Below are 26,144 nucleotides of genomic sequence, written 5' to 3' on the forward strand. Positions count from 1 at the left end.
TTCCTTTTTTATGCAGTTATTTTTTGTTCATCTATTAATAATTTAAGTCCAAAAGCCAATTGTTTCAGTGGGGCTTGAAGAGAAGAAGCAAGCATTGTAATTGCTTCAGTGTAATTTGGAAGTGCAGCAATAGCAGTATTTTCTTGCGCTGTAACAACACTTTTTTCGTAAATCCCACCTTTTAATATTAATAAAGGTTGATCTTTTGCGACTTTTGTAATAATTTTAGCGGGTGCAATTGGGTCTTCTAGACCAAAAGCAAATAAATTTGGACCCACTAATTCTGATTTTAGATTAGAAAAACCGAGTTCATCTGCTGCAATTTTGAAAAGTCGATTTTTATAAATTCTAGTAAAAACACCTGATTTCTTTAGTTCATGACGCAAACTTTCTAATTCAGCAACTGAAAGTCCGCGATATTCAGCAATTGCTAAAGAAGAAGATTTCTCGAGCAAATCTCTAATTTCAGTAATTATTTCTGCCTTTTTTTGGCGAAAAGCGTTCAAATCTAGACTCCTTTCTGTTTTAGGAGCAATACTTTGAAAATACATTCAAACAACAAATTAAGTCATTCTGACAGTTATTATCTCTATGTATTGCCTTAAAAATTATACCAGAAAGAAAAAAATTTCCAAGTAAATTAGTAAAAAAAATTAATAATGGGTTTTTTGACTTTAGAACAATCGCTATTTCAAACTAATACCAAACACTAAAGCCGCCATAAAAACGTTTTAATGTTTGGTATTGATTTCTTAGAGAAGTGTAATTTTTAATTTTTTAAACTATTAATGTGACTTATGCAATTTTTGGAGTGGCATTGTCTAGTGATTCTTTTTTGTAGTTGCGGGCAAAAAATAAAAACATCACCATCGAAAATACATCCAACAATGGTATGAAAAAACCAATAATTGCTGTAATTTTAATTACTGAAAGTTTTAGTGATTTTGGCGAATTTGGTTCTATATTCATAAAAATTTTGTTAGGGAAGCTTACTTTTATGATATAAGCAATCGTTAAAACTCGGCTTACAATAGTAACAAAAATTCAAATAAGCATAGCTACTATGAGTTCAGAACCAACAATAAATGAATCGCGAGTTGAAAATCATGCGCTAATGGAAGGAATAACAAATATGAAAAATAAAGTAGTACCCAATACAAATTTAATAAGACGCATTACTAGTGACAAAAAAACTAAATTTTTCAAATTGTCCACAGGTTTTCTTGTTTTACTAATTTTCATAATATAATAAATTATAGTCTATTCTTGTTTAAAACCTATAAATTTATTTTTAAATTTTAAGTTTTTGTTGTTCTGTAATTTATACTTTAAAAATGTTGTAAATTTTAAGGCGCAAATGTTTGTTGCTCCAAATAAAATTTGAATAAAAATTCAAAAAATTGAACTTTTTAAATTTTTTGATATAAAAGTGTATATTTTCAGTAAATTTCCCTTTATTTTATAAGTAATGTTATAATTAATTATGGATTCACAAAATAAAAACAATTTCCTGAGGTGGTTATAATTTATGTCAAAAAATAGTAAAGGAAATTTTTGAACTTTTCTCTCACTTGGAACCTGATTTTGAATTCAAAGCTCAATTTTAGTTGGTGTCGGTGGATACTTGATTTATCTTTATGATCTACAAAATCAACAACAGTTGGCAAAAATAAGTACATATCAATTTTGAAATGATAAAAAGAATGTTTTAACATTTGAAGGTGACTATCCTCGTTTTTTTATAGATAATATCAATAAATTAACTGATGAAGAATGAAAAACAAAAAATGAAGAATGAAAAACAAAAACAGGCTCTAAAAAATCATTGAGTTTTAATGATTTTAGAGATGAGTATGTATTTATTTATAAAGATTATGTTAATAAAAATCAGTTTTTATTTAAAAAGAAAAACCAGGAAAGTGAAAATAATAAGCAATTATATAACAGTTATTTAGTTAAAAATACACAAGATCTTGTTGACTTAACTATACCTAATAAGCAAAAATCATTCTCAACAACTAATAGACATAGTGTTGAAATTCTTGATGAAAAACAGGTTAATGATCTAAGTGAAACAATTGATTTATCAAACAAAGATGCAATCATTTTAAATAATTATGTTAGTGAACTTTCTGGTTATTGAGGTGACCGAAGAGCAAAAGGGCTAAATCTTGTTGATTTTAATTTTAATGAAAATACAAAAACAATAGAATTAAAATGGAAATTCGAAGACTACCGCAAAAGAGCTGTGATTGTTCCAGTAGTAGGCTACTATGATTGGTTTAAAAGTTATGTTCTTTTAATTGATAAAAATAAAATTGATAGTCTTGATAATATAAAGTTTACATCTACCTTTTCTTAAAATTTTAGATAAGTTTTTTAAATTTCATCTTTTTAACTTGGAGATTTTGAACAAAAAGTCTCTAATATTTGCAACTTTGCTTCATTAGATTTGACTGTTAGGGTTGCTTAGTTGAGATATGTTGCTGCCTTGTGTTTCAGTCCTGATAGTCTAAATTTATTCCAGAAATTTATAATTACAACTAATAATTGGACCAGCAAAATATCGTTTGATTTAATTAAAATATCTAAATTTTATTCTTGTTCTCGTAGTCCATAGAATTTGTCTTAATAAAAAAACCGCCAAAATATGATAAATATTGGCGGTTTTTTAATGATTTTGTCAAAACTCAAATTAAGCTGTTGTTATTTGATTATACAATGAGTCAAATTCCTCTAATGTTTTGACTTTTATGTACTCTATCTTTTTAATATCAGTATTTCCAATATCTATTTTTTCATATTTTTGGAGATCTTTTATTATAAAATTATCAGGTTCAACGGCAAAATTAGGAAACAAGTCTTTATAATTAAAGGTATAAATTTTAATTGTACCTTTCTCTATTTGCCAATATAAAATCTGATCGTCAAAAATAATTTTTGGATTTTGTTTTTTAAGTATGAATTTATTAAATTCTTCAGAATTATTATCCTTATAAGTGAACAAATTTGAAGGGTGAAAAGCATCGCCCCAATCCCAGTTTTTTAATTGCAAATTATTAGTAATGAATTTTTTTGTCTGTTCTAATGTAGAAAAAATTTGGTCTTCTTCAGTATTTTGGTTTGATGGATTTAACTCCTGCATAGCATATAAACGAGTGAGTTGAAAAGGGTTTTTCTTAAAAATTTCTTGCTTTTTTAAAAGAAATTTCCTAAACTCATTTGATTCTTTATGGCGAATAATTTTATTGTAAAGTACAAGATCTTCGATATTTTTAATATGAATATCTAAACTACGGTCAAAAACATGTTTGTTTGACTTATCTATAATTTTATAAAAAATATCAAAATCTGTAATTGTTGTATTTGGACGCAGAGGGACTCTAGGAACGATTACTCTTGGTTTCTTTATTCCTGTAATTACTTTTGGCGTCCTTACTCTTTGTGGACCGGTGTATCTGTACTCTATTCCTGAGTGAAAAAAATTTTTAAATTTCGAATCAAAAGAAATAATACTTGTTTTTCCATCATTTTGATTATTTTGGAAAATATGATTAGGGTTTAATGATGTTATTTTTGATTTTGAATTAAACGATGAGTCATCAGCAATATCCTCAGGTCGTATATAAATAATAACTGATTTTTTCTCAAAAAAATCAGGAGTTGACAAAATTCTTTTACTTAGTTTTTCAATTTTTAATTTAGAAATAAAAGATAAGAAATCATGTTTATTATCTAAGACAATGAAATTATCTGCAATTTTCTTGTCTTTTAGTTGTCCTTGATCCCAAATAACATCAAATTCCATTGTGTCTTTGTTTTTGGCGCTCTCAGAATAAACGAACCCAGACAATTTTCTTAAAGCGATATTGTCACGTGAATTATCAAATCAATAGTCTTCAAATAGGGGGTATTTTTGAATTAATAAATCTAATTTTTGGGGTTGTTTTTTCAAAATGTTATGTCAATATGGGTTGTTTAGTCATAAAAGTTTATTAAGATCAGTTATTTTTTTAGTGTCTGAGACACTAAAAAATTTGTTATTATTAAGAACCAAAGCAACCGAAAGTGCAGCAGCGGCACCTAAATTAGTTAATATAAATCCTAATAGAAAAATTTTTTTATATTTTTTGAAATCCATGCTAGCCTTGTATTTTTTTGTATATATTATTAAATTCTTCGAGTGAATTTACTGTTTTTAACTCGACATTTTTAATATTTATATCCCCAAAATCAATTTTTTCAAACATTAGTAAATTTTTATAATTTAATTTTTCAATATTTTTTAAGGTTTTTGGAAAAATTGTTTTGTAGTTTAAAGAATAGAGCGTAATTTTGCCTGAGTTTTTATCAACTTCTGAATAAAAAACTTCATCAAGAAAAATTTCATCTACATTTTGAGACTTGAGAATGAATTTATTAAATTTTTCAGGTTCATGAGTATTTTTGCCAGGAATAAATAAATTGGAGAGGTGAAATGCTTCTTCTCATTCAAGGTTTTTGGATAAATTTTTATTATAAATAAGTTGTTTTACATCGTCAAAATTTGAAAAAATTTCTGTTTTGGGTTCATTTTTTGAATACTGTTCATTTTTGGCGCCATATAATGTGGTTATCTTCAAATTATTACGGGCTAAAATTTTCTCTTTTTTATTCATTAGATCTAAAAAAGTCGCAAATTCTGGCGATGTTTTATCTAGCAAGTTGTACAAATATAAATCCTGAATTTTATTTAATTTTATAGTTGATAAATCGTTTGTTTTTTGAAAATTGTCTTTTAGATAAAATTTAAAATAAATCTCAAATCAATCCTCTGATTCTGGGATACCACTCCTATTTTTGCTTACATCTTTATAATTAAAAAGTTGTTCTGGTAGTGAAATAATAAAATTATGATTTTTATAAGCTAGAAATTTAATGGGGAACAAATTAGTGGGCAAATACTTTTCATTTATAAGTAACGGGTTAGTTAATCTTTTCCCGGCAATATATGCAAAAAATAAATTTTTAGCAAAAAATTCATTATCGTTTTCGTATTTTAAAAATGGTTCTTTAAGATCGGATTCTTTAAAAAATTCCTTATACTGATTAAGACCATCGATAATAAAAAATTTTTTAGTAAATATTTTTTCGTAATCAACAAAACTTCAATTTGCTCTTAATTTTTGGAAGTTGTCACCTTCAGTAGTAGCTTTGTCATACTCTTTGGAGAAAAAAGTAGACAATTTATCGAATTCTTTGTCGTTGTAAGTTTTAAAATTGTCACTTTCAAAATATAGATATTTTTTGATTATTTCTTGAATTTTTTCATTGTCGTTCAAAAAAATCGGCATTCATTCACTATTTTTAAGCCAAATAGTCTTTTTTTTATCCATTCGTGTTAAATCATAATAGGAAAAAATGTTGGATTTTAAAGCTTCACTGTCCTTTACGCTTATAGTGAACAAATCATTATTGGGAGAAATTTTAGATTTTAAATTTTCATTATCGTTTATGCTTATATTGAACAAATTATTATTGCCAGGATTTGAAATTTTTGCTTCAAAATTGTTGTTTCTATTTTGAAGCGCAAAAATTATAGCTGGAATAATCCACGGTAAAACAATTAAAGGTGCTAAAAATAAATATTTTTTCTTATTGAATGACATGTGAAACCGCCAAATCATCATCTATCGAATTTTTAAACAAAGAGGATTTATTTTTTTAACAACTAACCGATAAATTCCTGTTTTTTCAGCTGTATATCTTATTAATTCTACATTTGATTTTTCTGATTTTCCAGAGTTTAATTTAATGTCTTGCCAAAATCCTCCCTCTTTTCTTTGCAAAATTAAATTTTAATGGCTAAATAATGTATTTTTCTTAGTTGCAATGAAGCAAAAGAATAAACCGGTTGAGAATAAATATCTATATTTTCACTAAAAACTGAACTATGAATGGGAAATAAATTATCTATAATATAAATTATAACAATTTTAAATGGCTTTTAGCAGAAAAACTAAAATTAAAATACAAAATTATAATTTTAATAGAAAAACTTAGATTTATGATAAATAAATATAAAAACACTTTTACAACAAAAATTTTTGCAAAAGTGTTTTATTTATATCTTGAGTTTCCAGGTTTGATGGTAAAAATTCACTTTTTAGTGAATACAAATATGCAAAAATACCGGTAAATCTAGTCTATTAATTTAAAATTAAATTCTTACTTTTTGTAGTTTTTGTATTTTTTACAGTTTTTGCAGTTTTTGCAGTTGTTCCACTTTTTGTATTTTTTGTACTTTTAAGAGTGTTTTTTTTGTTCAAACTCGCTTTTGTCAAATTAATTTTTTTTGGACTAGTCGTTTTTTCTTTATTATTATCTGGATTTAGAAATGTTTTAATATCTAAGTCTAATAATTCCATAATTCGTAATTCGTCCATTGCATCAAGCAAGGCATTATGTGTTTCAACATAACTTTGATCTTTGGTTAGCATTCTGTATATATTTTCTGCGTTTCACCCTCTTTTTAAATCACCATTTTTAGTTGTTTCTGCGTTTAATGGGATATGTTTGTTAAATTGCTTGCTTTTATCGAATATAGAAATATCGTTATGCTCGAATGATTTGTGCAATTCAGGCAAATGTCTAAAATCAAATTTTGTATATGAAAACTAATTTTTTACTTCATAAAATTTCAAGAAATGAATTAGTTGAGCAATCATTTCTTGGCGTGTTTTAACAACATTAATTTCTTCTCTAAATTCAAAGGGAAGAGAAGCTCAAATATTACGGGCATACATTCCACCTACTTTTAAATTGTTTTCTATTATTCAATATTCTTTATCAAATCATTGAAAATCAGCACTATCAGCAATTACAACTCCAACGGAAAAAACTTCATTTTCATAGTTTGTTTCAACATCAATTACAGCAATGTTTTTATTGACGTTAGTAATTTTTTCCTTTTTAATTGCTTCCATCTGATTCCTCAAATTCTCTTTGACTTTTAGGTTTATAAACTCCTTTTGAAATTGTTTGTGCAAGTTTTTCGCTGAATTCTTCTCGATTTTTAATTCTAATTTCGTGCATTTGATTATTTCTAATATTTCACAATATACCTTTTTCCTTTTTTAAGGCTAGCATATATGAAGCAGTTTGTAAAAAATGAGCAGTTGTTAAATCGCTAACAAATTTAAGTTCATAAACTATATCATCCTTGATAACATCAGCTATTCCTTCGACTATTATTTTAAGATCATCATCACTAAATTCCAACCAGCATTTTTGTTGAATTATCTCGTCTTTTCCAAGCACTTTTGATAATCTTTTATGCATTTGATCAACAGCATTATCATCAACAAAATCGGGCTGCGTTTGTTTAATATATCTTTCTTGGTCTGTTTGCAAATAAACAAGATAGAGTGTTAAATCTTTTATTGAATTTCTTTCTTTGATGTAATTTTCATATTCTTTTAACTGTTTTTTTTGTTGTTTTTCTGAATGGTCATATTTGACTTCAATAAAATGCCTAATTTCTTTATCTATTTGTCAATCATTGAAATAAGATGCTTCAAGAAAAATACCAACACATGGTGTAAGATCAATTAATGCATCTTTTGTTTTTACTTTTATTTCACTTTTATCTTCTGTATTAATTTTTTTTATATCAAGCATTTGCAACATATACTCAATATCTTCTTCATACTTGTGATCAAACATTGTAGACATTGCAAACGAATCTTCGGATCATTTCTCTAAATATTTAGATTGTTTGATAATTACTTCATTTAATGGCAGGTTTGGAAATTCTGGTTTTAAAAAGATGATTTTTTCTTTTCCTCTACTTGCTGCTACACAAAATATGTTTTTTACAATTTCATAATTTGCTGTAATTTGCTGTAAGCGGATTTGTCAATATAGTAAATCAAAATCAAAAACAACACAAATAGGTTTTTCCAATCCTTTTGAGCTATCGTATGTTGTAAAAATAGCTGAATTTTTTTTGGGAGACAAATTTGCGTCTCTTTCTCTTATAGAAGCAAAAACAGTTTTTTTATTAAAAATATCACTATGATTTTCTTCAAGATAATTTAATAGTTCTGTCATTTTGCCTGAACGGTAGCCCAAACATAAGATATCAGCGGGTTTTTGTGTAGCCAAAAATTCTTGAATTTCTTCCATTTCCATATATTCGATTTGACAATTTTCGTTTACTCCATTAATTGTTTTATCTCAAATTCTGCCCAACATATCAGCATGTTCTTTTGGCATTCTAAACGAAAATGTTAAGCTAATTTTTCTGTATGATCCTAAAAATTTATCAATAAAATCAGTGACATTTAATTTTGTTTTATCGTAAATTTTTTGATTAATATCTCCAACAGCAACAATTTGTATATTAGGATTTTTTTCTTTTATTCTTTCCAATAACAAAGATATTTCTTCAGTAATATCTTGATATTCATCAATTAGTAGAACATCATAAGCGCCAACAGAAATGTTATTTCTTAAAAATATTTTAATTGAATCTGCTGAAGAAGAACTAATACCTTTTTCTCACAAAAATCGGTATGCAAATCCATGGTAGTTTTGTACCTTAACATTTTTGTTTTTAATCTTGTTTTTAGCTTCAACTTTTAATAGTTTATTGTAAGTTAAGTACAAAATTTTTTTATCAATAGGAAATTTGTCACAGAGAACTTGAATTACTGATGTTTTTCCACTTCCAATACAAGCATCAACCAGGATATTTTCACCTTTTAATGCTAAATTAACAACATTTTGTTGTTCTTCTGTGAGTTTTTCTGCAATATTTTGTGTTTTTTGTTTTTCTGTTTTTCTAGCCATAATTCCGTTAGTTATTAAGTTTGATTATAAAATAATATTAATTTATGTTTTTTTTATAAATTAAAACAATAGAAAAAACCCGACTCTGGTTTTTTCTATTGTTTTACGTTCTATGCAACCCTGTAAATTTTAGGGTTATTTGCAAAAAAATTATCCTAGGAAAATTATAGCATAAATTTTTAACAATTAAAAATGCCGATAAATGCTTTTTCCACTATTTTGACTAATTTCAGCCGCAAACCTAAGTTTGCTAGTTTAATGGTGAAAATTTACTTTTTAGTGAACACAAATACGCAAAAATACCTGTAAAATCCATGTTTTTTGACCTAAAACCTTAATCTTTATTATCTTAAAATTAACCTTTTACAAAAAATGTTTGGTCTAAAAAAAATTTATGTTATAATAAAGTTCACTAAGAATAATTAATAAATTTTGATATTGAATTAAGGGGGAATTAGTTATGTTTTTGCCATAAAAAAATCACAAAATGCGAATTATCCATTATATTTTTAAATATGATGGAATGCCTTAAATTTAACCGTTTAGAAATCTTCAAATTTAAGGCTTTTGATTATTGTTCTTTCAAAACTTCATATGTTTTTTTAGGCTCAATTTAAATAAAAATGAGTTTTCTATTTGCATTGAGTTTAAATAGTAGTTGTATTTTTCTTTCATGAGTGTTAGATTTAAAATTTAGTGTTTTTGCTTTGATAGTTATTATTCCTGAGTTTACCAAAAAAGTTAAAAAAGTGCCCAAAAAAATCAGACACTTTTTTAAGATTATTTCATCAAACTGGGAAACTCGGGTTCAGCAACTAAAACTGTCAATAAAAGTTTTTTTTTGCTATTTTAACTAATTTCAGTCGCCAAAAACATCAACTTTTTGTGAGTCATCAAAGCCATTTGGAAAGAGATAAGTTTTAATTCCTTTATCTTTATAAAGTTGTTGCATTGCTTGAAAATATGATTTTCGTTGGTGTTTTGAGCCATAAATTAGGTCGTATTTTGGCAAATTGTACTGTCCATAATAACCTTTATAGTCATTTCCATATGATCTTAAATTTAAACTAACAGCAGTTGAAGCGCGCGGATCAGTTGCAAAAACTAATGAATATAGTTTATTATCTTTATATATTCCAGTTCCTGACATTCCTCCCCCACCAGTGAAATTATCAAGCAAAGTGCCTAAACCTCAAAATAAATAAGGAGTATGACTAAATACATTTTTTGCCGGATCAAATTTAGTAATTTTAATAAAACCATTACTTACATAAGGCATTGCAATAAAAATATCAGTCAAACCAGGCTTGTTCATGAATGAACGATAAGATCTTGATCAAGAAAGATCGCCACCATTTTGTAACTGTTGGTTAGATGGATCTTGATTAAAATAGAGACCATTATCTTTATTTACATAAGGACTAACGCTATGTTTTCTTGTTTCTCAAGCATTTTTATTTTTGAATTCATTTAAAGTTTGACTTGTTTCTGCTTCTGTAAGTGGAAAACCTAGACCATAAAACTGATTTGCTGGTAGTTTGTCATATTGTTCATCTTTTAAAAAGTCAGCATCAGAAGTAATTGCTGTTGATTTGTCTTTGGTTTTTTGGTCTTTATGGTCATCATACCAGTCTTTTGTGATTATTTTTGCTTGGTCTTCGTTGTCAAAGGTAACTTCCATAATTGCAAAATCAAGCAATTCTTCCATATTTTTGTATTTTTCTTGATTTGTAAAGTCGCCTAGTTTTTTGTCAAAAACATTTGAACCAAAGACAATTGTTCTAACATTTAGTTCAGCATTTTCGGGAATTGTTTGACTATCAAGTTTTTCATCATTTACGGCAAAATTATTGGAACTATCAAGTGTTTTTCCGGCATTATGAATATTTGTTCCTTTTGTTCGCACGGTAAGATTGACTGTATCATAATAATTTTGGTGGCGAGGTTCAGCAGTTGTTGGCATTATATTATTTAGGCTAACAGAATCTTTAATTTTTGTAAAAACCAAACTTCATGTGTTATATTGACGGTTATGAGTGTTATAAGCATCATCATCACGGCCATAAATTTTATCTTTATGATAGTCATTTGCAACTTGAAGTCGATTTAAAACGTGTGCATTTGTAATAAAATACCAAGTCAGAGGATATTTATTGCCATCTTCTTTTTTATAGTCAATAATATTTAGAGTTCCTCTGTGCATATTATTAAAATGAACTATTTCATTAGGGGGTAAATAATCAGGCTCACCCTCTTTTCCATTGTGAGTTCTTAAAAATTGACCATTTCTAAAAGCAACAGAAATTGCACTTTTTGTTAATTTTTTATACTCTTGGTTTGGTAAAATCCGTGGCAAACCAACTCTTCCAGGTCCACCTCTTAAAACTTGTCCGCTTTGAGGATCAAGGTGAATTGCCGGGGATGTATCACCTTTATGATGTTCGGGAATATCAATTCCTGTTATTTTTCCAGAATTATCATATTTTGGTAAGACAAAAGTTCGCTGAGAAGCATTATCATATAAAGGTTGATTTACATTTTTAGCTTTTTGATCTAAAGATGATTTTAAATTTGAAGAGACTTTTTTGGTATTGCCAAGTGGATAATCACTAAGTCCATCAGGGTCATCAAGTCCAAGAACTTTAGCTCCGCCACCACCGTATTTTTCGAGGTAATATCTTCATTCATTATCAGGAAAATCGTATTTATATTGATCTTCAACAGTTCGTTTTCCATCTTTTACAATTGCTCAATTTTGACCTTTTGGGGCAACAGCATTTAATTGTTCATAATATTTATTAACTCGATCTTCGGGAATTTCGGGCTGACTTTGCTGTGGTAATTCTCTTGTTTTTTCAATTGGTTTTAGAATATCTAAAAAAGATCCAATTATTAATTTAGTTAAATTATCAGTTTGGTAGCCAGTTTTTTCAAGCTGAAAATCCAAAGTTTTTTTAGCACTATCTCAGTCAATTTGTTTTTTTTCTAAATCTTCATTTTGAAATAATTGAGATAATGAAGACTTAACTTCATCAAGAGTTTTGGTCAAATTTTGGTATGAAGTCTGTGAAGAACTAGCTTCAAAAGTAGAATAAGCAGAATTTATTTTGTCTTCAAAACTTTTTTTGGCATTTTCATCAAATTTAGGCTGTTGAGTTTCAGTATTTGATTGACCGCCGCCCCCTGGTTTTGGATCTTTTTTTGGCTGTTCAACTTTAGTTTCATTGTTAGTTGTACATGAATAAAAAACAAAACTACTTAAACCAAGTCCAAAAAGTAAAAAAAGTGCTTTGTTTTTTACTAAAAAATTATTTTTTTTCATATTTCACCACCAAAAAAATTAAATTAGACAAGTCCAGAAGAACTTGAGCTACTTTGGCGACCAACAAGAACTTGTGCTGTTCCAATTGTTGAGCCAATTTTACTTTTTGCTTCTTCAGTTTCTACAAAAATTTGACTTATATTGTTTCCTGAAGCATTTGCAACGCTAATGAATTTTCGTAGTTGCTCAACTGAATCGCCTGTTGGTGATCCAGAAATATAAACAGGGTAAGAATTAATTTGACGCCCATCAATTTTCACATCAACTCTTGGACTACTTCCAGGGACAGATTCAGAAAATCTTTCAGTAAATTGGGCACCATCAAGATCAGAAAATTTAAAGTTTAGACTGTTAGCCCCATTAGAATTTGAACCTTTAATTATTAACTTGGTGAACTTTAATTTTCTAAAGCCAGTGTAATTTTCCTGAGCATAAGGATCATCTTCCCAATTTTTAACTTTTTCGTTAAAAGTTTTATCAAATTCAGCAAATTTTATCCCTTTAAAAGTATTTACATCTGTTTCTGAAAAATCAAGTGTGGTTGGTCAGCCACCTTTTCCACCAAAGTTTCCTTGGAACACTCGCTGATTAATTTTTGAGTCAAAAACTATCGAGAGACCCTCGTTAATTTTTTCAACAGTGTCACCTTTTTCTCATCTTAGACCTGAAAAAACTATTGAACCACCAATTTTACCTTGAGATTGATCAAAAGTTGCTTGATTATTATAGTCAAAACTAATAAAATCAACATTTTTTAGACCATTAGGATTAATACTTCATTCATCACTTACCGAATTAATTTCTGTATAAATTGACAGTTCTTTTAATTTTTTATTTTCAAGACCACGTAAGGACTTTGTGGCATTTATATTATTTAAAAATACTGAAACTGTATTAATTTGACTAGGAATGGCTTCAAGAATGCTTGAAGCATTTTGAAGCGAGTTAGCTTCACCAATATTTTTTATTCTTATAGCTTGAACTTTGCCGTCCTTTTGCGAAATTTTTGCCATAATTTCTTGAAATTTCTCAAAAGCATTATTATCATTAGCATCAAGCTGAATTAATTTTAAAGGTTGGCGATTTTTATCTTCATTTTCTGAATTAGGACTGTATTCATAAACCTTAATTGAATTAGTAAAACTGCCAATTTCTGAAGAAAAAGTTGAACTTACATCTGATTTTGACCAACCGGGAAATTCGCCATTAGAAATATTCCACGGACTTAAAGAATACCAACTTGGAGTATTAAAAGTACGACTTTGGTTATGTTTTTTTAGTCTATTTAAAGTTGGATTTTTACTTTCATCTTCATATTCTCAAGCATGAATCGTATCAAGTGAAGGAACCAAACCTTGTCTAAGTGATTTTAGCTCTTCCAAAGTAAGGGAAGTTTTTTCTGGAAGGTTTTTTAAATATTCTAAATAATTTTTTTCACGATTTAAATTATATCTAGGAAGATCAATTCTTCTTTGGTAGGCTTCTTTTCAGAGGTGTTTTCCAGCCTCAGTTTTAGGAATTTTACCGCGAATATGATCTTTTTCAAAATCTTCTTTATAGGAACGCTCGATTTCATTAACTTCAGCTTGCAAGTTTGAAACTCGAAATTCAATAGTTTTAATTTCGTTAGCAAGAGCTTTTCTATATCTTTCAAGAGCATACTGAATTCTTGACTGAGAAACTCCTGGAACCGGGTTTTGACGAGTTGTTGGAACTGGCGATGAATTTTGAACAATTACTGGTGATCTAGTTTGCGTATGTGGGGTTGAAACCTCTGCAGGTTTCCTAGGAGAGAGAGAGAGAGAGAGAGCGACGTGGAGTTGAAGGTCTTTGAACTGGAGTTTCTATTTTGGTTATAACTACCGGCTCTTTTATTTTTGTTTGAACTTTAGGAGTTTCTTGTTTAATTATCGGTTTGGGTGTTTCTTCTTTTGGTTTAACTAAATCCACTTTCGGTTGGTTATTTTCTTGTGGTTTAAAATCAGAATTAACGACCGGTGAGACATAAGTTAAATCATTTGGATTATTTTTATTTACAATTGAAGGGGTCGAAGAACTATAGTGAATTTCATTACTGGAGCTAATAAAATTATTAGCTAAGGAACTAGCAAAAGAACCACCAACTAAAACCATAGCGGATGCGGCTAAAATTATTAATTTTCTTCTTCTTGGAACATAAATTTGCATATTTCCTCCTTATTACTTTTCATATAGGATATAATAATTATACAAATTTTTTATTTTTTAAAAATAAAAAATGTACTACAAATTTTGAATTTGTTAGTTTATGTAGTTTTAATCGCCTTTTTATTATTAATTTAATTATTTTTGCCAAAAAACAGTCAAATTAATAATTTTCATTATATTTTTTTGAGTTTAAGAAACACCTCGTAGTGATATTTTAAAATGGAAAATTTTAAAAAGGGGGACTTAGTATAAATTAATATCCAACCTCTTTTTTAAAATGTGATTTTTTATAGAAAATTTAGATATATAATAAAAATTTTAAACTATTAATAATTTTTTTCAAGTAAAAAATGAATATTTTGTACAAAAAGAACGCTCAAAAGATTTAAATTTTCTAAACTTTGGTAGTTTTTTGCTAGTTGTTTAATCATATTAAGCTTTTTTAAAAGGATTTTTCTGAGTTTTCTAGTGGTCTAATTATTTGAATAGGTATGATTTTTATTTTGATATCTTAATAAATCAGCAAAAAAATTGTAATTAACTTTTGCAAAAAATTAAAAAAGTGCCTAAAAACAGAGACTTTTTCAAGATTAGCTCATCAAACTGGGAAACTCGCATAATTTAGGAATTTATGTTATTTGTATATAAAGAGTCAAGTCCCCACACAACCTAAATTAATTTCTCCAAATCTTTTAAAATGAACATGATAGAAAAAATTAACAAAAGTGTACAATCAAAACTATAAATGAAAAATTATTTGTCTTATTTTTTCTACTAATTTAAACTTATACGTCGTTATTTACTGTTTGTTTGTCTTTTTCTTCATATTTATCTAAATAATTCTTTTTTAAATCATCAATTAGTTCAAGCCGCCTAACGTTTTTATCAAAAACGATATTCTTATTCTTAGGAAAAGCCAAGATTTGGAAAGCCACCTTCTCAAAACTAGATTTAGGACTTCCAACAAAATTTAGTGTTAAATCCGTTTCAAAAACTGTTGTCAAAAAAATATTATTATCTTCTGTTTTTCTAAGAAGCAATTTTTCTCACTCCACCCTTTTTGGAAAATCAGCAGGATCTGGTATAGGGTCGGGAGTCAACCTTCAAAATGATTCATAACCAATTCGCTCCCAAGTTTCGTAAATAAAAATATTGTTATTTTTTAGAAATTCATCAAGTTTTTCGCCGTTTAGAAATTTTTGCTCAAAATCAGAAATTAGATCATTTTGGTCAATTTCTAATTTAGGATCTAATTTTAAAATTCGGTCAATAATTGTTGTCTTAAATTCGTCAATATTCTTGATAATTGCATGTTTTTTTGGTAAAAAACTGTTAGATGAAGGTTTAATTTTGTCTGTAATTAAATCAAGAATTTTTGGCTTTAAAGTTTTAATATTATTAATTTCTTGGCTAAAATCGATAATATCAAATATAAAAGAGGGGGAAGAACCGCTAATCTTGTTTTTTGACAAATTGTACTTTTTTGTGAGTTTATTATAAATTTTTCTAGCTTCTCTTTCAATTATCTTTTCCCTATTTCTAGAATCTTTAATTGTATCATTATCTTTAATGTAAATTCCTTCGTCAATGTCCCTAAAGGTGATTGTTTTATTTTTAGGGTAAACTATAACATTAAAAAAAGGCGAATCATCAAAAACTACATGGGGTTGAACTAATTCTCCTTCTATAATATAATCTGGTACAAGTCTTGTAGCTATAATGTTTGAAGAACCATTTTCTTCAAAATAATAGTGGGTAACACGAGTTTGCATTCAATTTCTGACATTTTCGTCTATTATAATATTGTTTTTTTCTAATACTTTTTCAAGAGGCTCTCCCTTTAGAAATTTGTCTTCAAATTCTGACTTGAGTCCAGAAGTATTAACTTTGGCAAAATTAGGATTATTTTTTATAATTTCTTCTGTTCTATTAACAATATTTTTTTGAAATTGCTCTAGGTTTTCGATTGTTATTATATCTTGTTCGCCAAGGAATAAATATTTGTCACGTTTTCTTTGGGGTTGGTTATAAAACAGATTTAAGGCTGAAAAAGTACCATTTTTTGCATTAAATTCTTCATAATGTTTTGCTAGTAAATTTAAAAAATAGTTAGAATTATAATTTTTCGGATTGTTAATTTCCTCATCTATATTAAAAATTTGTTTAGTAATAAAATGAATTAAATTTCCGCAGGAAGTTAAAAAAAATGCCGGAATTAAAAGGGTTGTTCCCAAAAATTTAGTAAGAATTAGTTTAGTTTTCATTGTCTACCAAATAAGAAACAGCTAATTTGTCATCCACCGAATTTTCAAAAACAGAAGATCTATAATTTCAAACATTAATCCGATAATAACCAGATTCGTTTGACTTAAAATCTATTAATTCATCATTACCTAGGTCACTATTAGATGATGCAATAGTAACTCATTTGCCATATGAATTTAATTTTTGTAAGTAAAGATCATAATCAGAAACAATATTATTATTTTGTCGTTTTTTAGTTGCGTCTAATGACAATCATTGCTTGTTAAGATGATCTGATGATCACTTATGCATATCTGCTAGACCTAAACCAACTGCAGTTTTAATAGGAATTGTAGGATTAAATAGTCCAGATACAACCCCGGTAATTGGGGGTAAAAATCACCATCAGCTAGGTATATTTTGCCCTATTTTGTAGTCTTCCTTATTTTTTAGAATACCAGCATTAAACATTCAAGACAAAGAGGATTTAATTCGCTCATTTGAATTAACTCAAAACTTATCGCTAGTAAAAATACTTTTGCCCACATTTTCCTTATTGCCGGAAATAAAAGCGGTGTTATCTACTGCTTTTTTCATTTTTTCAAAATCAGGGGTTCCAGCCCCATACTTTTCATAATAACCATTCTTTTTTTTGACCAAACCAGTATGATTTGGACTTATTGCAGAAACAGAAAGAATCGATTTTATCGCCGGAATTCTATAATCATTATAATCTAAATTTGGTTTTTCTCTTAAAAGTGTTGATATTAACCCAGTTACAATAGGGGCTGCAAAACTCGTTCCATGGATATATTGTTTGTTATTATCGGGTTCATTTTTATCATAAAAAATATTATAAATCAGCCCCGGGGCGACTACTAAGGGTTTAGCAAATTGCGAGTATTCATCACCAGTTTTAAAATTAGAATAAGGAGCTATTCTATTTCTTGCTATATTAAAACTATTAGAATTATCTTCAAGCGCTCCAACCACTATTGAATTTAGTGATAAGCTTTTATCATCAATTCATGGATTATAACCAACTTTATTTTTGTCAGTTTCATCAGCGCTATTGCCTGCAGAAAACACATTAATTACACCATGTTTTCTTGCTAAGAAATCAAGCAAATACGTATTCTCGTTGTAGTCTTTAAAATCCGCTTTCCCATTTCCATAACTGTGATTTATTACTTTTACACCCTTAGTACCAACCATTCATTCGATTGCTTTTTGTCATTCAGCATTTGTTCGATATATTGATAAATACAAATCCGACTTTCTATCCACGCCTACTTTGCCACCTAAAATTAATGAAACTAGCGTTGAATGAGTTGGCTTTTTGTTTTGATCAGATCTATCTGAAACTAGATCGTTTATAGTTAATTGATTTTCATTAAAATATATATTGAAATTTGGGTCAAATTTGTCTAAAAATTCTATAGCACCAACCTTAGAGGTGATTTTATTTTGATTTTGTTTGTCTTTTGCTGCTTGTTTTTCAAAATTTACTATTGAAATATTTCTGCCTAACGAGATTTTAAAAAGTCAATCATTAATATAATTATTATTTGACTGATAATTATTTAACTCATAACTATCATCAAACATTTCAACATATCTTGTTTGTACATCTTTTTCTTCATTTTTATAAACAATAAATCTACTGATAGTAGAATTTTCTAAGGAATTTTTAACAAAAAATTCTCGATCATTTTCAGTATCAAAATAAAACCAAACAATTGGCAACATTTCGCTGTATTTTGCTTCTTTATATTTTAAGTTTAACTTTTTAATTTTTTCTAAAAAATCAATATTAAAAGAAGTTATTTTTTTAGATTCAGTATCTAAAAAGTCAGGGTTTAATAATAATTTTAATTCAAAATTATTATCTAGATTTTTAACCTTTGACGATTTATTTAATTTTTTAATAAAAGGCTCTCTTACATCAATTTTATTACTAAAATTTGTAGAATATCAATACTGCTTATTATTATTTCAATTTATAAAGAATGAACTGTATATTAATGTAATTGAAGTAAAACCAAACAAATATAAAGCAAATTTTTTAAACTTTTTAAATTTTTTAGTCATAAAAACCAAACCTTATTATGAATTTTATTTTCTATCTAACTTATATGAACTTAACAAATTTATAAATCATCTTTTTATTCATAATTAATTATATCAAAAAATAGTCGTGATTCAATAAAAGTTGTTATAAAAACTAAATGTAAATTAGTAGAAAAAATTCATACAACTACTTTTTTATTAGCGATTTTGAGTGTAGTACTTTTGTTAATTTTTCTAGGGGGTGTTCATAATTTTGTGATCTAAATATTTGGAATAGATGTGATTTTGCTTTCATATTTTAGTAAATCAGTAAAAAATTGTAATTAACTTTTATCAAAAAAATTAAAAAAGTACCTAAAAACAGAGACTTTTTCAAGATTACCTCATCAAACTGGGAAAATTGGAAAAAAAATGCAAAATTGACATAAAGAGTTAATTTTGCATGTATATGAAACAATTTAATAAGAAATTGGCAAAAAAGTTTGATAAGTCTATGAAAAATAAATCTGTACTAGCTCGTTCTTTTCATTTTTCTATTTTTGTAAATAATTTTTTATTACTGATTCGAGTGTTTTAAGGCGATTAATTTTTTTATTAAAGACAATATTTTTTTCTTTTGGAACTACTAAAATTTGAAAGGCAAGTTTATTAAATTTTGATGACGGGAAAAAACGCGTAAAAGCATCAAAACTATAATCTGAATGGCTAATAGGTTCTAAAAAAATATTGTTATTTTCTTCATTTGTAATGATTATATTTTCAAATTCTACTGTTGTTGATTTATTACCAGAATTTAAATAATAAGATTGAGGAGAACCATAGACAAACTTTTCTCATGTTTCATATATAAAAATATTTGAATTTTTAAAGATATCTTCTAGCTTTTTTCCACTAAATACTTTTGTTTCAAAATCATTTATAAATTCTTTTTCATCTATCTTTAAACTTGGATCCAATTTTGAAATACGATTAATTATTTTATCTTTAAATTCTTCTAAATTTTTTATTATCGCATGTTTATTTTCGAAAAAATTATTGACTCAAGGGTCGAGTTTTTCAGCAACTTTATCGTAGGGTTGCTTTAATTTAAAAAATTGAATTTTATTTTTCTTTTGGATAGACTTAATTTCATCGAAAATATCATAAAATGCTTTATTTTTTAAATAATTCGGAAGTAAATACCTTTTTTCAAGATCATGATAAATTTTTCTAGTTTTATTTACTAAAGTTTCTGCGTCAGCTTTATTAAAATCATAGTGAAAATAAATTTTTCGATCTTTGGGATATAAAACAACGGTAAAATATGGATTAAAAACTGGCTCAATCCCCAAATTCGTATACTGAATATAATGAATATCTTTTGCTCGAAAAGGAGTCATATTTATATAGTGATCCTCTTTATCGTCAAAATAATAATGTCTAGCCGATAATAGACTTTTTTCGCCAAAATGTTCCATAATTAAAATATTGTTGTTCTTAAGTGTTTCTTCTATTGTTGTACCATTTAGAAATTTTTCTTCAAATTCTTTTTTTATTGAAGCATCACTAACAAAACGATCTATATTGGCGTCTTTTGTAATTTCTTTGGATTTGTCAACTATATTTTTTTGAAATTCTTCAAGAGTATAAATATCAATTGAGTTTTTATTACCAAGAAAATAATTTCGGCTTCGATTTTGGGCTACATTGCTATCTTTATTTTCTTTTTGCAAGGAATAGAAAAAATTTAATGGCGAAAATGTCGCCCTTTTTACATTGTTCTCTTCATAATGTTTATCTAATAGATTTAAAAAATAATCTCCACTATATTTATGATTATCTTCATCTAGGCTTGGTAGACTTGGTTTAGTAGTGGTGAAATTAAAAAATTGACCACATGAACTCAAAAAAACTGGCAAAGTTAAGGAACTTATAACTATAAATTTACTAAAAAAATATTTAATTTTCATTATGCACCAAATATGAAGCAACTAATCTGTCATCCTCCGAATTTTCAAAAACGGAAGATCTATAATTTTTAACATAAATACGATAATAGGCAGATTCGTTTGACTTAAAATCTATTAATTCATCGTTGCTCAGGATGCTATTAGATCTTGCAACATCAACTCAATCGCCATTTGAATTTAATTTTTGTAAGTAAAGATCATAATCTGAAACAAAAGTACCACCTTGTCGTTTTTTTGTTGCCTCTAATGGTAATCAATCGCCGGTAACATTTCTGGTAATTGCCGGTAAAAATCACCATCAGCTAGATGTATTTTGGCTTTTTTCGTTATTTTTTAGCAAACCAGCGTTAAAATTTCAAGACAAAGAGGTTTTAACTCGCTCATTTGAATTAACTCAGAACCTATTGCCAGTAAAAATAACTTCGCCCTCATTTTCTTTATTGCCGAAAATATAACTAGTATTTTCTACTGCTTCTTTCATTTTTTCAAAATCAGGGGTTCCAGCCCCATATTTTTCATAATAACCACTATCTTTTTTATCCAAATCAATATGATTTGGACTTATTGCAGAAACAGAAAGAAGGGATTTTATTGCCGGAACTCTAAAATCATCACGAACAAAAATTATTTCTCTTAAAAGTGTTGATATTAGTCCGGTTACAATAGGCGCTGCATAACTAGTTCCACTTACATATTTTTTGCTTTGACCGGATTGATTTTTATCATCAAGAACATTATAAATCTGACCTGGAGCTACTAATAAGGGCTTAGCAAATTGCAAGTATTGATCACCAGTTTTAAAATTAGAATAAGGTGCTATTTCATTTTTTGGAATATTAGAATTACTAGAATTATCTTGGAGGGCACCAACTACTATTGAATTTAGTGACAAGCTTCTATCATCAATTCATGGATTATAATCAGATTTATTTTTGCCAAATTCATGCTTGTCAATTTTATCAGCACCATTACCTGCAGCAAAGACATTAATTACGCCATATTTTCTTGCTAAAAAATCAAGTAAATATGCATTTTCGTTGTAGTCTTTAAAATCAACAAACTTATTTCCATAACTATGATTTATTATCCTTACATTATTAGTAGCCATTCATTCGATTGCTTTGTGTCATTCAGCATCTGTTTTAAATATTGATAAATACAAATCCGACTTTTTATCAACACCTGTCTTGCCGCCTAAAATTAATGAGACTAGCGTTGAATGATATGGTTTTTCTGCTTGCTTAGGTCTATTTGAGACTAGATCGTTTATAGTTAATTGATTTTCATTAAAATATATATTAAAATTTGAGTTAAATTTGTCTAAAAATTCTATAGCACCAACCTTTGAGGTGGTCTTATCTTGATTTTCACTGTCTTTTGCTGCTTGTTTTTGAAAATTTACTATTGAAATATTTTTATTTAATGACTCGCTAAAAAGTGAGTGATAATTATCATTATTATTTAACGGATTATTATCATCAATAATTTCAACATGTCCTGTTTGTTTGTCTTTTTCTTCATTTTTATAAACAATAAATCGACTGATAGTAGAATTTTTTAAGGAATTTTTAACAAAAAATTCTCGATCATTTTCAGTTTCAAAATAAAACCAGACAATTGGCAACATTTGGCTGTATTTTGTTTCTTTATATCTTAAGTTTAACTTCTTCATTTTTTCTAAAAAGTCAATATTAAAAGAAGTTATTTTTTCAGGATCAGTATCTAAAAAGTCAGGGTCTAATAATAATTTTAATTCAAAATTATTATCTAGGCTTTCAACCCTTGACGATTTATTTAATTTTTTAATAAAAGGTTCCCTTACATCGATTTTATTACTAAAGTTTGTAGAATACCAATATTGCTTATTATTATTTCAATTTATAAGCAGCGAACTGTATATTAATGGAATTGAAGCAAAACCAGACAAATATAAGGCAAACTTTTTAATTTTTTTAAATTTTTTAACCATAAAAACCAAATCTTATCTTCTATCTAATCTATATCAAGTAAGAAATTTCTAAACTATCTTTTTATTCTTAATTAATTATACCAAAAAATAGTTGTGATTCAATAAAAGTTGTTATAAAAACTAAAAAAAAATTAATAGAAAAAAATCAGGCAACTAGTTTTTACCAGTAATTTTAATTGCAACGCCTTTGTTAATTTTTCTTCGGGAGTGTTCATAATTTTGTGATCTAAATATTTGAAATAGGTATAATTTTTACTTTAATATCCTAATAAATCGCTAATAAAAATTGTAATTAACTTTTGCCAAAAATTTAAAAAAGCACCTAAAACCATGATACTTTTTTAAAATTACCTTATGAAACTGGGAAACTCGGGAAAAAAATCCGAGTTTGTTAGTTTGAGGGCAAACACGAAAAATGACTATCAAAGCCAAAACACTGAATTTTAAATCTGACACTCACGAAAGAAAAAAACACTTATTAATCAAATAAAGCAAACCAAAAAAGCTAAAATTTTAACTTAAAAAGCAAAATTTTGGAATTTTTAAACTACTTTTTTAGTTTAAAACACTGACAAAAATCATAAAAAATACAACTACAATTTAAACTCAATATAAATAGAAAACTCGTTTTTATTTATATTGAGCCTAAAAAAATATGTGAAGTTTTGAAAGAGCCATAATCAAAAGCCATAAATTTGTAGATTTCTAAACGGGTAAATTTAAGGCATTCCATCATATTTAAAAATATAATGGATAATTCGCATTTTCTGATTTTTTTATGGCAAAAACATAACTAATTCCCCCTTAATTCAATATCAAAATTTATTAATTCATTCTTAGTGCCACTTATTATAACACAATTTTATTTTAGACCAAACATTTTTTTTTTTTTTTGCAAAAGACTAATTTTAAAATATTAAAAATTAAGTTTTTAGCGTCAAAAATACCCGTAAATCCGGGTGTTTTTTCATATTTAGATCCACTAAAAAGTGAATTTTTGCCTTAAAACTGGCAAACTCGGGATTTTATTTTTCTTCACTTCTTTTAGTTCTGATAGTTTAATTCCACTTTTCTTTAGTGTTTTATTTTCCCTGTTTTAGCTGTTCTTCTATACTTAATTTTATTTTTTTCTTGTTTTCTGTTTTCTTCTTGTCTACTTTCAATCTCTGATTTTAGCTTTTGTAATTCAGTTTTAGTTTCCACAATTCTTCTTCTTTTGAATTTTGAGCATAGAAAAAGCGACTAAGATTTTTATTTCTTAACCGCCTTTAGTATTGTTTTTTTCTTTTTTTGTTAATAAATCATTCCAAGCTATTTTGTGTTCTGCATTTATTTCTGGATGAGTTTGTATGTTATGAATATACCTTTCCATAAATAAATCCGTATTATCTAACAATCTTAAATAATATTTTAAGGTCGGAAATACACCATTTATAATTACTTGACAACCATGTTCAGTTTTGATTTTTTCAACTAAATCATGAATTATTTCTAATTCATCATCTTTAGGAGCCAATGTACTTAATATATAATACCTTTGTATTGTTGTATTACAAAACTTTTTATAGGCATCATCTACCATTATATAGTCTGGTGCTATATCAAACTTTACTTCTACAACTTCATATAAACTTCCATCGTTGTTTATAACTACAATATCGCCAGCATTTCCACTACTTCTATCAGAACTATAATGAGATGATATTTGCTGTAAAAATTTATCGTCAAATCTTTTTAACTCTTTAGTTATACATTCATACACACTGTATAGTGCAACTACTGGCAATATGGAAGCTCCTCTACTTTTATAACTATAATAAAAATGTTTTTCTAACAAATCTATTATCTCATTTATACTCAAACTCGATTCTCTTTCTACCGGGTTTATCACTCTAACAGATTTAAGTTCCCTTGCTTTTATGCTTAAATGAAAGATTCCCATTAAATAATTTTGTGGTTTAGCCCCATTCTCTTCTATATCATTTAAAATCTTTAAGAAAGCGTCTTTAACCACTTTATTATTTATCTTACCTGGAAAATCTAAGTTGTATGGTATATTCTGTTCAAGACTTCTTGTGAACCATCCTGACTCTTTCATTGCTCCTAAGAACTGCTTCTGTTTCATAAATGGAGTAATGTATTTAGTATCAAAACTTCTTCCGCTATAACCATTCTCCATATTTGCCTGATGTAATCTAATATCTTGTTCTATATGCAAACATTTATATACTAAACTTGTAACTAAGACAGTATATACACCTTTTAAGGTTTCCTGTTTTTCAACAATTGACTTAATATAATTTTTCTGAGTATCTGTTAAATCAATTTCATCTAAGGACTTAATTGACAAACTATCATTATATGTTTTTTCTAAAAACTCACTCACATTCACTACATTGCCCTCACTTTCCTTCCAAAATTGATTTATTACTTCTTTAGCAACATTTCTTATCATTGGTACACAAACGCTATTCCCTATTCTTTCATACAATTTTGCTTTTGTCCCGACCTTTATAAAGTCATTTGGAAATCCCATAAACTTATAACATTCATTAAGTGTCAGTTTTCTAACTTTACCATCAACATAAATAAAATATCTTCCGCTTTGCTCTTGAGAAGTAATTGTTGGATGTATTCCTTTAGCAGAATAAATTCTGTTTGGTTGTTTATGAACTCTTGATAAATATTTTGTTCCCTCTCTAACTCCAATTGTGCGAATTTTTTTATTTCGATACCCACAAAAAATAAGCCCTGATTTTTGCTTCTTAATTCTTTCTGTTTCTATTAAAGTGTAGTCTGTTTCTTCTAAGTATTCAAACTCACCCTGTTTATCAAGAAATTCATACATTGAACTTACTTTATGTTTCTGTATATCACTAAAATCAAATACCTTACCCTCTTTATTTCCAATTATTATTATTCTTTCTCTATTTTGAGGTACACCAAAATCTTTAGCATTCAAAACTTTATATGAAACAGAATATCCTAATTCATTCAAAGTTTTTATCATTATAAATAGAGTATTTCCTTTATCGTGTTTTTCTAAATTTTGAACATTTTCTAAAATAAATGCTTTAGGTTCTTTTTCCTTTAATACTCTGCAAATATCGAAAAACAAAGTTCCTCTTGCTCTGTCCTCAAAACCTTTTTGCTTTCCACTAATTGAAAAAGCTTGACAAGGAAATCCTGCACAAAGAATATCGAAATTAGGCAATGTTTCTGGATTTAATTGTGTAATATCACATTTAGAATTATCGCCAAAATTAGCTTTGTACATTTCTATTGCGTGTTCGTCTACTTCGCTACTAAATACACATTCTAATCCCAACTCTTCAAGCGCTAACCTGAATCCGCCTATTCCTGAAAATAAATCTATAAATTTAAGATTCTTACTCATTTTAAATCTCCGTATCCCTAATTATTTCAACCACTTCTTTAATTTTACAATCTAGTGCGGCACATATTTTTACTATCGTTTCTAAACTTACACTTTCATCTTTTCCCATTCTAGCTACAATATTGCTGCTAATACCAGAAGCTTTTTTCAAAATCTTCTTGTGAAATAAAATCT

18 protein-coding genes are annotated in these 26,144 nt (G+C 27.4%); 1 reads left to right on the plus strand and 17 read right to left on the minus strand.

Annotated elements, in window-relative coordinates:
* Positions 1-8 precede the first annotated feature (8 nt).
* Both rplJ and KW512_RS01490 read right to left on the minus strand, forming a co-directional pair.
* Positions 9-506: a 50S ribosomal protein L10 gene (rplJ, locus tag KW512_RS01485; protein ID WP_258841820.1), complete on the minus strand. Its 498-nt coding sequence runs from the start codon at positions 504-506 to the stop codon at positions 9-11.
* Positions 507-795: 289 nt separating this feature from the next.
* Positions 796-1,215, minus strand: a complete 420-nt coding sequence (locus KW512_RS01490) for a hypothetical protein (RefSeq protein ID WP_258841730.1) — start codon at positions 1,213-1,215, stop codon at positions 796-798.
* Positions 1,216-1,528: 313 nt separating this feature from the next.
* Between KW512_RS01490 and KW512_RS01495 the strand changes: the two genes are divergently transcribed.
* Positions 1,529-2,362 (plus strand): hypothetical protein, encoded by an 834-nt coding sequence (locus tag KW512_RS01495; protein WP_258841731.1) that lies wholly within the window; start codon positions 1,529-1,531, stop codon positions 2,360-2,362.
* A 333-nt stretch (positions 2,363-2,695) separates the two neighbouring features.
* Here KW512_RS01495 and KW512_RS01500 read toward each other — a convergent pair whose 3' ends face one another.
* The 15 genes from KW512_RS01500 to KW512_RS01570 form a co-directional block, all read right to left on the minus strand.
* The gene (locus tag KW512_RS01500) at positions 2,696-4,141 is read right to left on the minus strand and encodes a hypothetical protein (protein WP_258841732.1); all 1,446 of its coding nucleotides are present in this window, start codon (positions 4,139-4,141) and stop codon (positions 2,696-2,698) included.
* Position 4,142: 1 nt separating this feature from the next.
* Positions 4,143-5,648 carry a hypothetical protein gene (locus KW512_RS01505; RefSeq protein WP_258841733.1) on the minus strand — a complete coding sequence of 502 codons (1,506 nt, stop codon included), beginning with the start codon at positions 5,646-5,648 and terminating at the stop codon, positions 4,143-4,145.
* Between the two features lie 540 nt (positions 5,649-6,188).
* The gene (locus tag KW512_RS01510) at positions 6,189-6,626 is read right to left on the minus strand and encodes a hypothetical protein (protein ID WP_258841734.1); all 438 of its coding nucleotides are present in this window, start codon (positions 6,624-6,626) and stop codon (positions 6,189-6,191) included.
* 30 nt (positions 6,627-6,656) lie between these two features.
* A complete protein-coding gene (locus KW512_RS01515; protein ID WP_258841735.1) occupies positions 6,657-6,965 on the minus strand; it encodes a hypothetical protein in 309 nt (102 codons plus the stop codon).
* Positions 6,952-8,832: an AAA family ATPase gene (locus KW512_RS01520; protein WP_258841736.1), complete on the minus strand. Its 1,881-nt coding sequence runs from the start codon at positions 8,830-8,832 to the stop codon at positions 6,952-6,954. Before KW512_RS01520 ends, KW512_RS01515 begins: the two co-directional genes overlap by 14 nt.
* A gap of 853 nt (positions 8,833-9,685) precedes the next feature.
* Positions 9,686-12,154 (minus strand): Ig-specific serine endopeptidase MIP, encoded by a 2,469-nt coding sequence (gene mip / locus KW512_RS01525; RefSeq protein WP_258841737.1) that lies wholly within the window; start codon positions 12,152-12,154, stop codon positions 9,686-9,688.
* Positions 12,155-12,177: 23 nt separating this feature from the next.
* Positions 12,178-13,890 (minus strand): putative immunoglobulin-blocking virulence protein, encoded by a 1,713-nt coding sequence (locus KW512_RS01530; RefSeq protein ID WP_309509543.1) that lies wholly within the window; start codon positions 13,888-13,890, stop codon positions 12,178-12,180.
* 49 nt (positions 13,891-13,939) lie between these two features.
* On the minus strand, positions 13,940-14,341 hold the full coding sequence (locus tag KW512_RS01535) for a hypothetical protein (RefSeq protein WP_258841738.1): 402 nt from the start codon (positions 14,339-14,341) through the stop codon (positions 13,940-13,942).
* Between the two features lie 785 nt (positions 14,342-15,126).
* Entirely contained in the window at positions 15,127-16,605 is a 1,479-nt protein-coding gene (locus KW512_RS01540) for a hypothetical protein (RefSeq protein WP_258841739.1), read from the minus strand.
* A complete protein-coding gene (locus KW512_RS01545) occupies positions 16,595-18,676 on the minus strand; it encodes a S8 family serine peptidase (RefSeq protein ID WP_258841740.1) in 2,082 nt (693 codons plus the stop codon). Before KW512_RS01545 ends, KW512_RS01540 begins: the two co-directional genes overlap by 11 nt.
* Before the next feature lie 512 nt (positions 18,677-19,188).
* Positions 19,189-20,604 (minus strand): hypothetical protein, encoded by a 1,416-nt coding sequence (locus KW512_RS01550; RefSeq protein WP_258841741.1) that lies wholly within the window; start codon positions 20,602-20,604, stop codon positions 19,189-19,191.
* The gene (locus tag KW512_RS01555; RefSeq protein ID WP_258841742.1) at positions 20,594-22,573 is read right to left on the minus strand and encodes a S8 family serine peptidase; all 1,980 of its coding nucleotides are present in this window, start codon (positions 22,571-22,573) and stop codon (positions 20,594-20,596) included. The genes KW512_RS01550 and KW512_RS01555 overlap by 11 nt, the downstream gene beginning before the upstream one ends.
* 1,074 nt (positions 22,574-23,647) lie before the next feature.
* Positions 23,648-23,776, minus strand: coding sequence for a hypothetical protein (locus KW512_RS01560; protein WP_258841743.1), 129 nt, complete (start codon positions 23,774-23,776; stop codon positions 23,648-23,650).
* A gap of 55 nt (positions 23,777-23,831) precedes the next feature.
* Positions 23,832-25,970, minus strand: a complete 2,139-nt coding sequence (dcm, locus tag KW512_RS01565) for a DNA cytosine methyltransferase (protein WP_258841744.1) — start codon at positions 25,968-25,970, stop codon at positions 23,832-23,834.
* A 1-nt stretch (position 25,971) separates the two neighbouring features.
* Positions 25,972-26,121: a helix-turn-helix domain-containing protein gene (locus KW512_RS01570; RefSeq protein ID WP_258841745.1), complete on the minus strand. Its 150-nt coding sequence runs from the start codon at positions 26,119-26,121 to the stop codon at positions 25,972-25,974.
* Between the last annotated feature and the right edge of the window lie 23 nt (positions 26,122-26,144).

Origin of the sequence: Mesomycoplasma ovipneumoniae (assembly GCF_024758565.1) — a bacterium.
GTDB lineage: Bacteria > Bacillota_I > Bacilli_A > Mycoplasmatales > Metamycoplasmataceae > Mesomycoplasma > Mesomycoplasma ovipneumoniae_B.